Genomic DNA, 12,456 nt, shown 5'->3' with positions numbered 1-12,456 from the left:
ATGACACCCTCCTTCCATCGCCGGGAGTTCCTCCGCTACAGCGCCATGGCCGGGTTTGCCATCGGCGGAGCCGGGCTGATCACCGCATGCGGCACAAGCGATTCGGCGGGTTCGTCCGGTGGCAGTTCATCCGACGGATCGAAGTTCGGATCTGTTGCGGTCCAACTGTCCTGGATCAAGAACATCGAATTTGCCGGCGAGTTCTTCGCGCTGGAGAAGGGCTACTACACGGAGGCCGGGTTCGGAAGCGTCGATCTGGTCTCGGGCGGCGCCGCGGGCACGGGTGTCGAAGCGGGGCTGGACACGGGGAAGATCTGGATCGGGATGTCCGCGCCGCAGCTCACTGCGCCGGCCGTACTCAACGGTCTGCCTGCGAAGATCGTCGGCGCGACCTATCAGAAGAACCCCTTCTGCATCGTCAGCTCGGCGGCCAAGCCGATCAATGTGCCGCAGGACATGGTCGGCAGGAAGATCGGCGTCCAGGACTCCAATCAGCTGGTGTTCGGCGCGCTGTTGGACGCCAACGGCGTCGATCCCAAGTCGATCACCGTGGTGCCCGCCCAGTTCGATCCATCACCGCTGGCCAACGGCGAGGTCGACGGCTGGGTGAGCTATGTGACCAATGAGCCGATCACCTTGGCGTCCAAGGGATTCAAGAACCACGCCATGCTGTTCGCCGACTTCAACCTGCCGCTGGTCGCAGAGAGCTTCACGGTCAAGCAGGACACCATCGACAACGAGCGCGACAAGCTCAAGGCATTCCTCATCGCCGAGATCAAGGGCTGGCGGGACGCCATCGCCAACCCGGCAGAATCCGCCCGCCTCGCAGCCGAGGTGTACGGCAAGGACCAGCACCTCGACGTGGCCGAGCAGACGCAGGAGGCGACCGCTCAGGTGGGGCTGGTGGTCTCCAACGACACCAAGGCCAACGGGCTGTTCACCATGACCAAGAACCTCGTCGAAGAGAACATCGCCGCGCTGAAGGCCGCGAAACTCGACATCGCCGCCGGCGACCTGTTCGACCTGTCGATCATCGACGAGATCTACCAGGAACACCCCGACCTGAAGGTCTGATCGTCTACGTCAGCCGTAGAACCGCGTCACCCGGCGGCGCAGCCTGTCGATGGCGACCTCGAGCACGATCTTCTTGGCGCGCTTGATCAGGAACTCCGGGATCGGCGCGGCCAGGTCGACGATGATGTCGAACCGCACCCGCGTCTGGTCACCCTCGCGGGTCAGGTTGTACTCGCCGTGCTGACCCCGCTGCTGGAACGTGTCCGACGCGTCCCACACCACCCAGTCGCGGCCCCAGTGGTACTCCAGGACTTCCTTGTCGGTGAAGCCCATGATCTTCACCGTCGCCTTGACGTGGTGCGGACGGCCGTCGGGGTATCGGTCGAGCACCTCGGCATGTCGGTGCACCGTCGACCACGACGGCACTTCCTCGATGTCGGCGAGCGCGTCGAGAATCGCCTCGGGCGCAGCGTCGAACATCACTTCTCGTGACGCCCTGACTGCCATGAGAGCAAATGCTAATGGATACTCCGGCCTTGTGCAGTACATTCTGTAGCTAATTTCGAGCGATCGGTCAATATCGTTCAGATCGGCCAGGGGCCGCACCCTCTACCAGCCGATTTGGTCCAGCGCGGTGGTGCCCTTCGGCGGGGTGCCACCCACCGCGGGCGGCGTGCGGGAGAACCGCGGCGCCGGTGCGGCCTGATCGACCCCGTCGACCGAAACGACCGTCGACCGCGCCTTGAGGTGTTCGTTGGCCGCCGCCTCGCTCCAGCTCAGCACGGGCGTCACGCAGGCGTCGGTGCCCGCGAACACCTCCGTCCACTCGTCGCGCGTCCGGCTCGCGAAGCGCTCGGTGAAGATCGCCTTCATCTCGTCGTAGCGGCCGAGCTCGAACTGGTTTGGCACCTCGTCGGGCGACAGGCCGAGGCCGCTGATCAGTTGGGCGAAGAACTGCGGTTCGATCGAGCCGACGGCCATGTACTCGCCGTCTGACGTCTCGTAGGTGCGGTAGTAGGGCGCGCCGCCGTCGAGCAGGAATGACTCCCGCTGATCCTTCAGCGACCCCGTCGCCTTCATGGTCCACATCATCTGGGCAAGGATGCTGACGCCGTCGACCATGGCGGCGTCGATCACCTGGCCCTTGCCGGAGCGTTCCCGTTCGTAGAGTGCGGCGACGATGCCGAGCAAGACGAACATCGATCCGCCGCCGAAGTCGGCGACCAGGTTCAGCGGCGCCACGGGCGGCCGGTCGCGGTAGCCGATAGCACTGAGCGCTCCGGTCTGAGACAGGTAGTTGATGTCGTGGCCCGCTGTCATGGCCAGTGGGCCGTCCTGTCCCCAACCGGTGATGCGCGCGAAGATCAGCCGCGGGTTGACGGCCTCGCAGTCGTCGGGGCCGATGCCGAGCCGTTCGCACGTGCCGGGCCGGAAGCAGTCGAGCAGGACGTCGGCCCTCGCGGCCAACTCCAGTAGCGCCTGGGGTTCCTTCTTCACGTCGAGGTCGACGATGCGCTTGCCCCTGTGCAGTAGGTCGAGGTCCTCCGCGGGCATCTGCAGACCGCCGGGCCGTCGCACCCGCACCACGTCGGCGCCGAGGTCGGCGAGGATCATCGCCGCGTGCGGCCCTGGGCCGATGCCGCCCAGTTCGATCACTCGTACCCCGGCCAGGGGTCCCGCGCCTTCGGTCAAGGGTCAGCCGCCCTTCTTGATCTTCAGCACCTGCTTGCGCAGGCCTTCTGTCGCACTTTCGGTGCCGCCCTTCAAGGCGCGCTTCAGCAGAAATCCGGGAAGGGGTATCGACAGGTCGACGGTGATGTCGAACCTGACCTTGGTCTTTTCACCGTCCGGGGTCAGGGTGTAACTGGCGTCCTGCTTCTTCAACGCACCCGACTTGATCAGGGTCCAGCTGACCGAGTCGTCGGACCAGGTGTACTCGATCTCCATCACGTCGGTGACGCCGACGGTCTTCACCGTCATCTTGACCCGGCGCGGCCTGCCGTCATCGCCGGTGTCCAGGATCTCGGCGGATTGGTACTGGGGCGACCAATCGGGAGTCGCCGGGATGTCGGCGATGACGTCGAGGATCTCCTCGGGGGACGCTTCGATCACTACTTCGCGGGAATCGCTGGTTGCCATGCCGCGACACTAGCGACCTCGCGCGAGCTCACGGACATTTCCCCCGCCCCGATGTAGTGCGCCGTTAACGTCTGAATGGAAGCATGCCGGGTGTGTCCACAGATCCGCAGACCATCGCCTACCCGGCGCCGGGCGCCCGTCCGCACCGCCGCGACACCGATGCGCTCGAGCCCCACGTCATCGTCCTGTTCGGCGCGACCGGCGACCTCGCCAAGCGCAAGCTGCTTCCTGGCCTGGCCTACCTCGTGCAGTCCTCCCTCGCACCGGAGATCCGGGTCGTCGGCACGTCGCTCGAGGAGCTCACCGACGACGAGTTCCGAGAGGTCACCAAGGAGGCAGTTGACGCGTTCGGCACCCACAAGCTCACCGATGAGCAGTGGAAGAACTTCGCGAGCCGGATCAGCTACGTCCCACAGGGCGCGGGACCCGAGGCGCTTGCCGCCGCGGTGGAGGCCGCCGAGACCGCACTGGGCCCGGAAACCCTTCGGCTGCACTATCTTTCGGTTCCGCCAAAGGCTGCCCGCGCTGTCATCACGATGTTGAGCGACGCGAAGCTGGTCGAGCGTTCCCGGGTGGTGATGGAGAAGCCGTTCGGCACCGACCTGGCCAGCGCGATCGAACTCAACGACTTCGTGCACGAGACCTTCCGCGAGCGGCAGATCTTCCGCATCGACCACTTCCTCGGCAAGGAGGCCGCGCAGAACATCCTCGCGTTCCGCTTCGCCAACGGCCTGTTCGAGCCGATCTGGAACCGCAACTTCATCGATCACATCCAGATCGACATCCCGGAGACACTCGGCCTGGACCAGCGGGCAAACTTCTACGAGAGCACCGGCGCCTTCAAGGACATGGTCGTCACCCACCTGCTGCAGGTGATGGCGTTCGTGGTGATGGAACCGCCGACGGCACTGGAGCCCCGCGCGATCAGCGAGGAGAAGAACAAGGTCTTCCGCTCGATGTTGCCGATCCACTGTGACCACGTGGTCCGCGGTCAGTACGCCGGTTACCGCGGCGAGGTCGGGGTCGCAAAGGATTCCGACACCGAGACGTTCATCGCGCTGAAGGTGGGCATCGACAACTGGCGCTGGGCGGGCGTGCCGATCTACCTGCGCACCGGTAAGCGGATGGCCGAGGGCATCCGGGTCATCTCGATCGCCTTCAAGGAGGCGCCGCGGACGATGTTCCCTGCCGGTTCCGGTGTCGGCTCGCAGGGGCCGGACCACCTCACCTTCGACCTTGCCGATAGTTCCAAGGTGTCGCTGTCCTTCTACGGCAAGCGCCCTGGTCCCGGCATGAAGCTCGACAAGCTGTCGATGCAGTTCTCCACCCAGGAGACGGACTCCCAGGGCGACGTGCTCGAGGCCTACGAACGGCTGATCCTGGATGCCATGCGTGGTGATCACACGCTGTTCACCACCGCCGAGGGCATCGAATCACTGTGGGAGCGTTCGGCTCCGCTGCTTGACGATCCGCCGCCGGTGAAGATCTACCCGCCAGGCACGTGGGGTCCGAACGCCATCCACCAGTTGATCGCACCGAACGCGTGGCGGTTGCCGTTCGAGCGGGCGTGGCGCGAGAAGAAGTCGCCCTGACAACTACGACGCCGGCGGCACCAGCATCTGCTGCCACGTCTTGTTGCCAGGGTTGGCGAGATCGCCCTGCGTGTAGTTCCGCCCATCGGGTCCGATGTAGTTTCCGGTCGCGGGATCGTAGGGCACCGCGGCGACCGGCGGCGGGGTGCCCGACGGCTGCGCCGGGTGGGCGCCGGGCGGGTCCTGCGGGATGCTCTGACCGGAGAGCGTCGCGTTGGGGTCGCCCTTCCAGTTGTAACCGTCGTTGAGCGGTACGTACTGCTCGTCGCTTTCGCACAGCTCGACAGTCGCCGCCCGTTTGCCGGGCTTGGTCTCGCACGGAATGTTGCGCACGCCACGGACATTGAGGTCCGAATCCTGCGGCACCCGGCAGTACAACTCACCGGCGGGCCTGTCGGGATAGTCCTGATCGGACGGTGAACGCTGCTGGCGGACGGGCAGGAATCCGGTGTTGCAGGGCGGTGGCGTGTTGAGGTTAAGGTTGAAATCGAGGTAGATACCTCGATAAGCCTGCTTCACACCGGAATCCGCGAGGGCGATCGCCGACATGACGGCAGTCCCCTGCGGGTAGAGCACCAACATTTGCTCGATGTCGTTGCGGTAGGTCACCGCGATGTCGCCGAGGCTCACCAGATTTGCGAGAAGCACCGGAAGGGCCGGTGCCACCCGGTCGAAGAGGGCCTTGCCTTCACCCAGCGCCGGGCCACCCATGTTCAGCAGATCTCCGAAGGCCTGATCCTGCGCCTTGAACTGACCGGTGATCGAGGCCGTTCGCGCCGCCCAGGTCGCAATCGCATCCGACGTCTGCACTTGCGAGTTGAGCACGGGCGGGGACTGGTCGATCAACTGGCCCAACTGATCAACCGACTTGCCGCCCTCGATGGCAAGTGACGTCGACCCGCCGACGATGCGTGAGAGTTCCGGTCCCAAGCCGCCGACCGCCTTGGCTGCTTCGTCGACGACGGTTTTCAGATTGTCCTGCGGGATCGCCTGCAGCGCTTTGTTGGTGGCGTCGAGCAAGTTCCCGATGTCAGGCGGAATCCGCACCTTGTCAACGGAGATGTTGGCCCCGTTCTGCAGCTTCGGGACGCTGTCTCCTGCGGCGTGCGTCTGCGGGGTCAGCTCGAGGAACTGTTCACCGACCGCGGAGCGGCTGTGCACCGCGGCCGATACGTCGGACGGAATCGTGGTGTCCGAGTTCAGCTTTAGGACCGCACGCACACCGGTGCGGTTGACGTCGACCGATTCGACCCTGCCGATTTCCGTGCCGCGATAGGTCACCACGGACGTCGGGTACAAGCCACCCGACGCGGGAAGATCGACCGTCACCGTGTAGCGCCCTATTCCAAGCAGCGCGGGAACGTTCACGAATCCGAACGCCATCACGCCGACGGCGACGACCGTGATCGCGCCAAGGATGGCCAGCTGCGTCCACACCGAACGAGACAACCGCAGACTGGGGCGAGCGAAGCGACGGGAGATGGGCACTGTCAGTACGCTCCCCAGTTGTAGGGGGCGATCAACGGGTTGCCCGCCGTGTACGGGCTCGGCATCTGGCCGATCGTGCGGCCCCACTGCAATTCGAGTGTGGTGAGGTCGCCCTCCCACCTCGTCCCGGTGAAGAAGCCGCTGTCGATCCGACTCAACGTCAAATCGATGACGAGGGTGATGTTGGCGAAGTCACCCCGGAACCAGTTGGCAACCGTGCTCTTCACCCACGGATACGTCGACAGGAAATCCAGCCCCCTGGTGAGTGCGGGCCCTGCGTTGGCGAGTTCCCGAAACACGGGCGCGATGTTGCTCAGATTGTCCACCAGCGACTCCTTGGTCTGATTGACCGTCGATGTCGCGATGGCACTGAACTTGCCGAGGGCGTCGATCGCGTCCGCCAGTTTGGTGCGCGAATCCGCCAGCACGGCAAGGGCTTGCGGGATCGCGGTGAGCGCCTTGTCGACGACCTTGTCGCTCGCAGCGACCTGTCCCGCCAGCGAGTTGAGCTTCTCGGTGGCGGCGATGATGTCGTCGGTCTGGTCGTTGAGCTGCGCGATGAAGACGTCCAGCTGGGTCAGCAGGCTTCGCATGTCGTTCTCACGGCCCGCCAATGCCTTGGCGAAGGCTTGGTTGATTTCCTGAAGCTGGCCGAGTCCGCCGCCGTTGAGCAGGATGGACACCGATGCCAAGGTCTGCTCGGTGGTGGGATAGGTACTGGCCGCCGATAGCGGGATCACCGAACCGTCCTTCAGCTGGCCCTCCGGCGCCTGGTCGACGGGTGGTGCCAGTTCGATGTGCATGGCGCCTAGGAGGCTGGTCTGTCCGACTTTGGCGGTGCTGTTCGCCGGTAGGTGTACGTCCTTGTTGATGCGCATGGTCACCAACGCATGCCAGTCCTGTACTTCGATCTTGGTGACGTTGCCGACGTTGACGTCGGCGACGCGCACCCGCGTGTTCTGCTGAATGACGACCACGTCGGGCAGCTGGGCCTGGATGGTGTACGAACCATCGCCTCCGCCTTCGGTTCCCGGCAGGCTCAGCGAGTTGAGGCCACGCCATTCGCATCCAGGGATCGTGAACAAGCACGCGGCGACGAACACCGCGATCAGCGTGTGCCTCACGGCGTGCCGCCTGGTGGTGGCACCATCAGCCCTGGCAATCCCTGGCTGGGATCGGTTGGCGTGGTCGCCGACAACGGCGCTTCTGCCGGAAGCAGCGCGGCCGCGTCGAACGGCGGGGGTGCGGCTGCAGGCGGCGGCAGATGCGGATTCAGCCGGTCTTCGCTGTAGGTGATCTCATTGGGCCGCGCGGACGCTCCGACGAAGAGGTTCTCGCCGAGCGGCGGGAAGTTGTACTGGCGGTTCTTGATGATGGGCGCGAGATACTGGACGCACAACTTCGACGATTGCTCCCAATTCTCCCGCGACGCGGCTTGAATTGCGCTGCAGATGAATTGGGTGGTGTTGGCGAAGTTGACGGCGGCAAAGATGCCCGTGACCGCGCTCTGCGCAGGTTGGTAGATGTTCATGAAGTTCTGGAACACCGTCGGCCCGATGTGCAGGATCTGCTTGACGTCGCCGCGGCTGTCATTGAGAGCCGCGGTAATCGAGTTGAACCGGTCGAAGGTGACGCCAAGCCCTTCCCGGTTCTCGGCGACGAAGCCGCGCACGTCGTTCACCGCGCCGTCCAAACCCTTCGTCGCGTTGGCCACTTCGTTGGGCGTGTTGGACAACACGGTGGTGATGTCGGCCAGGTTCGTGTTGAACGAGGCGAGCAGATCACTGCTGGAGGACAGCGCGGAGACGAGCAGCTGCAGGTTGCGCACTGTGCTGAAGATGTCGGTGCTGTGGTCACCGAGTGCCGAAACCGCTTGGGAGAGTCTGATGACCGTGTCGCGCGCAGTGTCACCCTCACCGCGCAAGTTGGCCGCGGCGCTGTTGACGAACTCTCTAACCGCGCTAGGCCCACCGGGAGTCGTTGGTTGCAGGGAGTCGGTGAGCTTCTCCAGCTGCTGGCGCAAGTCGTCCCACTCGACGGGAACCGCGGTGCGCTCGATCGGAATGGTGGTGCCCGGCGTGAGTTTCGGGCCGCTGGAGTAGGCAGGGACCAGCTGCATGGCGCGTGCGCTGACCAGTGATGGCGAGAGGATCGCCGCCTCGGCGTCGGCGGGTACCGAGTACTGCTTGTCGACCGAGAACGTGACCTTCGTGGCATTGGGTTGCGGCTCGATCTCGTCGATGGTGCCGACGGCGACACCAAGGATGCGGACCTCGTCGCCGGTGTAGAGACCGTTGGTGTTGGTGAAGTAGGCGCTGAAGGTGTTCCTGCTGACGGGGTTCCACCACGAGGTCGCGACCACCGATACCGCGACGGCCAGGATGACGACCAGACCGATCGCCGTGGCTATCCGCACTCTGCTCTTCACGGTCACTGCCCCCCAGCCGTCGACGCGGCGACGGGCTGCGGCCCGATGAACGGCGGCACTTCGCCGGGCGCCGGTACGTAGACGGGTGTCGGCGTCGGCGGTGCCTCGAACGGGATGGGCGGACCTGGCGGAGGCCCGCCGGGCGGGGGTGCGGGCAGGGGTTCACGGTACGGATAGCAGCCGGTCGGGCCGGGCAGCGGCAAGCCAGGCGGACCGCACCCCTGATCGCCGGGCTTGCCGGTAATGGCATCGGGCAGAGTCAGATTCGGGTCTCCGCCCTGCCCGGTACGCGGATAGGGCACTGGCAGCGCCGGGGTGCCCGGCTGCCCGGTCCCCGGGTCGACGAGTTGCGATGGCACCAGCATGTTGGGGTCGAGACCCAGGTCGGAGAACGCGCTGTCGATGAACGGCTGCGAGAACTGGCCTGGGGCCAAGTTGACCACTGACGCCTTGAAGAAGGGACCGGATCCGAGCACTTCGCCGAAGGACATGGCGTATCGCCGCAGCAAATACAGCGTGCGTTGAAGCTCCTTCTTGCGGTTGTCCAGGATCTCCAGCACACCGTTGAGTTTGTCGACCGCAGGCTTGAGTTGCGTCCGGTTGTCGTCGACGAGGCCGGACAGCTGGTGTGATACCGCGGTGAGGTTGTTGAACAACGCGTCGACGGAACTCCGTTGCGACAGAAGCTCGGCCAGCAGGGCATTGGTGTTGACGACCTGGCTGGCAATCTGATCGCTGCGCTTGGCCAGCACTGCGGTGACCTTGTTCGCGTTGGCCAGCAAGTTGCGCAGCTGCGCATCACGGGTGTTGAGGGTATCGGAGAAACGGGCCACTCCCTCAAGCGCGAGCTTCAGATCGGGTGGGGTGTCCTTGAAGGTGTCCGCCAGCGTGGTGAGCGCCGAGGACAGCTGCGTGGTGTCCAGGGCGCTGATGGTCGAGGTCAAGTCGCCAAGTGCGGTTGGCAGGTCGTAGGGAGAGGTGGTCCGCTCGAGCGGGATCGTGCCGTCGAGGTTGCCGTCGCCGCGCGGGGTCAGTTCGAGGAACTTGGTACCGAGCACGGTCTCGGTCTTGATCGCGGCCTCGGTCTGCGCACCCAGCTCGACGCCGTCGTGGACGGTGAAGTCCACCAGTACCTTCGTGCCCTCCAAACGAATGTCGGAGACCCGGCCGACGCCGAGGCCCGACACCCGCACGTCACTGCCGACCTTGATCCCGCCGGCCTCCGCGAAGTAGGCCGAATAGTCGGTGGTGCCCTTGACGAAGGGAATCTTGTCGTAGGAGAAGGCTGCGATCACCAAGGCGATCAGAATCAGGGTCCCGACGCCACCGACGGCCAACCGATTGCGTTCGGCCAGCGGCTTCATCCGTGGCCGAGCCAGCTTGATTCGCGTCATTTGGGTGTGCACCGTCCGGAGTCTTGGCCGGCGAGTTTGACGAACACGGGCTGGCCGCCCTTTCCGTTGACCTTGAGGATCGCATCGCAGAGGTAGAAGCCGAAGTAGTCGCCGTAGAGGCCGTTCCTGGCCAGCACCTGGTACGCGTCGGGAAGGGTCCTGACGAGATCGTCGACGTATTGGTGATCGGCTTCGATCTGGCCCGCGAATCGGTCGGTCTGCGCGACGGCCTCCTTGATCGGTTGGCGGGCGACCGACAGGAGGTCGGCAATGGATCGCGCCGCTGCGTTGATGTACGCCGTCCCCGTTGCGATGTCGGTCTTGCGGTCGGCCAGTTCCTTGACGAGCTGGGACAGATTGCCAAGACCTTGCGAGAACTGTTCGTCGTGGGTGGCGAAGGTGCCCAGCACGGTGTTCAGGTTGGTGATGACCTGACCGATGAGCTGATCGCGGCCGGCCAGCGTCGTAGTCAGCGCCGAGGTCTGCGACAGCACCGACGCGATGGTGCCGCCCTGGCCCTGAAAGACCTTCAGCAGCTGGCCCGACAGCGCGTTCACCTGGTCGGGATCCAACGCCCGAAACAGCGGTCGGAATCCGCCGATGAGAGCGTCGACGTCGAGCGCGGGCGACGTCCGGTCCAGCGGGATCGTCTGTCCCGGTTGTAGTTTCCGCACCGAGCCCGGCCCCTCTTCGAGGGACAGATAGCGGTCCCCGATGAGGTTCTCGTAGCGCACGGCCGCTTTGGTGCCATCGGTGAGAACCAGTCCCTTGTCGATGGCGAAGTCGACGGTGACCGTCCCGTCCTTGTGCAAGGTCATGTCCTTGACCTTGCCGACCTCGACGCCGGCGATGCGCACGAAGTTGCCGCCCTTGAGGCCAGACACGTTCGTGAACACCGCATGAAAGGAGACGCGCGAGTCGAACCGGAACTGCCCGAACACGGTCACCAGAACGAACGTCGAGACGAGGCACAAGACGGTGAACAACGCGACCCGCGTCACGACCCGAACGGTTCTCCCTCTCATGGCTGTCCCTCGTTAGCTGCCGGCGGTGCGGATGGCGGCGGTGGTCCCGGCAGCTGTGGCAGGCCGGGGTAGAGCGGTGTCCCGTCCAGCGCGTACTCGGGTGCACCGTAGGCCGGTGCCCCGGGGTAGGCCGGCCACGGGCCCGGTGCCGGGCCGCCCGGGTAGCGGTTCTTCGGCGGTTCCGGCACGCCCTTGGTGACCGGGAAGTAGTTGGACCAGCCGGGGAAGCCGATGCCGGGATTGGGCCGAACGTCAAGGCCCGTACCGAATCCCGTGTCGGTGACCAGGTACTTGACCGGGAAGTTCTTGCTGACATCGGGTAGCGAACCGCAACTCGGCTTGCCACCGGGCCCACCCGTGGCGTTGACGATCGGCAGGTTGTCGGGATAGCGATATGGATCATCGCCGAGCAGCAGCCCGGCATCCATGATCACCGATTTTCCGTTGCCGCCCAACGCATCCCTGCCGCCGTGTTCCAGGAACCACTGTGCGCCCTGGAACAGGCACTTGTAGGTCGGCGAATACTTGTTCAACAGAGCGGTCGTCGGATCGAGGGTGTTCAACGCGCGCACCAGGTTCGGCTGGTTTCCGCCGATCGTGTCGATGCCCGATTGGGAGAACCCGACCGCGGAGAGGAGCAGCTCGTCCAGTGCCTTCGCGTGTGCGGTGATCGTCCCGCTGGTGGCCGTGAACGAATCCAGGATCGACACGATGTCCTGCGCCGCATCCGAATACGCCTGGGCGGTCTCGCCGAACAACTGCCAGTCCTGCCGAACCGTCTGCATCCTCGGGTTCACGGCGAGCAGCACGTTGTTCGCACCGGTGATCGCCTCACCGATGCGATCGCCCTTGCCGCGCACTGATTGGGCCACCGCCGAGAGCACCGAGTTCAGCTTCGCCGGGTCGACCGAGTGAACGACCGACTGCAGGTTCTCGAAGACGGTGTTCACCTCGACGGTCACGTTGCGGGAGTGCAGCACCGAGCCTGGCTTCAGCGGTGCGGAACTCGCGTCGGGAGGCACGATCAGATCGACGTACTTGGCGCCGAATGCGGTGCTGGACTTGATCTCCGCCTCGGTGTTGCTCGGGAGGTACTGGAACGGGTCGGAGTCGATCTTCAACTGCAAGGACGCCAGGTTGGAATCGCTACCGATGGAACTGACTTCGCCGATCTGGACGCCGCGCAACTTCACCTTGGCGCCGTTCTCCATGACGAGGCCTGCCCTGTCGGAAACCAACGTGAGCGGAACGTTGTCCCGCAGCGTCCCCGAGAACGACAGGACCGTCATCGTGGACAGTGCCACGATGACGAGAAGCAGCACCGGTGCCCACCAGATCGGGTCGATCTTCCCGCGCCTGGCTGAGTTGTCCATCCC

General features: G+C 64.9%; 11 protein-coding genes. 2 read left to right on the top strand and 9 right to left on the bottom strand.

Annotated features, from left to right (window positions below):
- Positions 1 to 1,074: an ABC transporter substrate-binding protein gene (locus tag HNP02_RS11095; RefSeq protein ID WP_184438116.1), complete on the top strand. Its 1,074-nt coding sequence runs from the start codon at positions 1 to 3 to the stop codon at positions 1,072 to 1,074.
- 9 nt (positions 1,075 to 1,083) lie between these two features.
- On the opposite strand, the gene HNP02_RS11090 is transcribed toward HNP02_RS11095, so the two are convergent.
- The 3 genes from HNP02_RS11090 to HNP02_RS11080 form a co-directional block, all read right to left on the bottom strand.
- A complete protein-coding gene (locus HNP02_RS11090; protein WP_184438115.1) occupies positions 1,084 to 1,521 on the bottom strand; it encodes an SRPBCC family protein in 438 nt (145 codons plus the stop codon).
- Between the two features lie 102 nt (positions 1,522 to 1,623).
- Positions 1,624 to 2,706, bottom strand: coding sequence for a CaiB/BaiF CoA-transferase family protein (locus HNP02_RS11085; protein ID WP_184438114.1), 1,083 nt, complete (start codon positions 2,704 to 2,706; stop codon positions 1,624 to 1,626).
- A gap of 3 nt (positions 2,707 to 2,709) precedes the next feature.
- Positions 2,710 to 3,153: an SRPBCC family protein gene (locus HNP02_RS11080; RefSeq protein ID WP_184438113.1), complete on the bottom strand. Its 444-nt coding sequence runs from the start codon at positions 3,151 to 3,153 to the stop codon at positions 2,710 to 2,712.
- Positions 3,154 to 3,236: 83 nt separating this feature from the next.
- On the opposite strand from HNP02_RS11080, the gene zwf reads away from it, so the two are divergent.
- Entirely contained in the window at positions 3,237 to 4,745 is a 1,509-nt protein-coding gene (gene zwf / locus HNP02_RS11075) for a glucose-6-phosphate dehydrogenase (RefSeq protein ID WP_184438111.1), read from the top strand.
- A gap of 3 nt (positions 4,746 to 4,748) precedes the next feature.
- On the opposite strand, the gene HNP02_RS11070 is transcribed toward zwf, so the two are convergent.
- From HNP02_RS11070 to HNP02_RS11045, 6 genes are read right to left on the bottom strand one after another with little or no spacing between them, the layout of a single operon-like run.
- The gene (locus HNP02_RS11070; protein ID WP_309241509.1) at positions 4,749 to 6,233 is read right to left on the bottom strand and encodes an MlaD family protein; all 1,485 of its coding nucleotides are present in this window, start codon (positions 6,231 to 6,233) and stop codon (positions 4,749 to 4,751) included.
- 2 nt (positions 6,234 to 6,235) lie between these two features.
- On the bottom strand, positions 6,236 to 7,357 hold the full coding sequence (locus HNP02_RS11065) for an MCE family protein (protein ID WP_184438109.1): 1,122 nt from the start codon (positions 7,355 to 7,357) through the stop codon (positions 6,236 to 6,238).
- On the bottom strand, positions 7,354 to 8,661 hold the full coding sequence (locus tag HNP02_RS11060; RefSeq protein WP_184438107.1) for an MCE family protein: 1,308 nt from the start codon (positions 8,659 to 8,661) through the stop codon (positions 7,354 to 7,356). The genes HNP02_RS11065 and HNP02_RS11060 overlap by 4 nt, the downstream gene beginning before the upstream one ends.
- Before the next feature lie 2 nt (positions 8,662 to 8,663).
- Entirely contained in the window at positions 8,664 to 10,025 is a 1,362-nt protein-coding gene (locus HNP02_RS11055) for an MCE family protein (protein ID WP_184438904.1), read from the bottom strand.
- Between the two features lie 26 nt (positions 10,026 to 10,051).
- Entirely contained in the window at positions 10,052 to 11,080 is a 1,029-nt protein-coding gene (locus HNP02_RS11050) for an MCE family protein (RefSeq protein ID WP_184438105.1), read from the bottom strand.
- Positions 11,077 to 12,453 (bottom strand): MCE family protein, encoded by a 1,377-nt coding sequence (locus HNP02_RS11045; RefSeq protein WP_184438103.1) that lies wholly within the window; start codon positions 12,451 to 12,453, stop codon positions 11,077 to 11,079. Before HNP02_RS11045 ends, HNP02_RS11050 begins: the two co-directional genes overlap by 4 nt.
- Positions 12,454 to 12,456: the final 3 nt, after the last annotated feature.

The sequence above is a fragment of the Mycobacterium sp. AZCC_0083 genome (assembly GCF_014202335.1).
Classification (GTDB): domain Bacteria; phylum Actinomycetota; class Actinomycetes; order Mycobacteriales; family Mycobacteriaceae; genus Mycobacterium.
The sequence above is the reverse complement of the archived record's forward strand: the minus strand, read 5'-3'. Positions and strand labels throughout refer to the sequence as shown.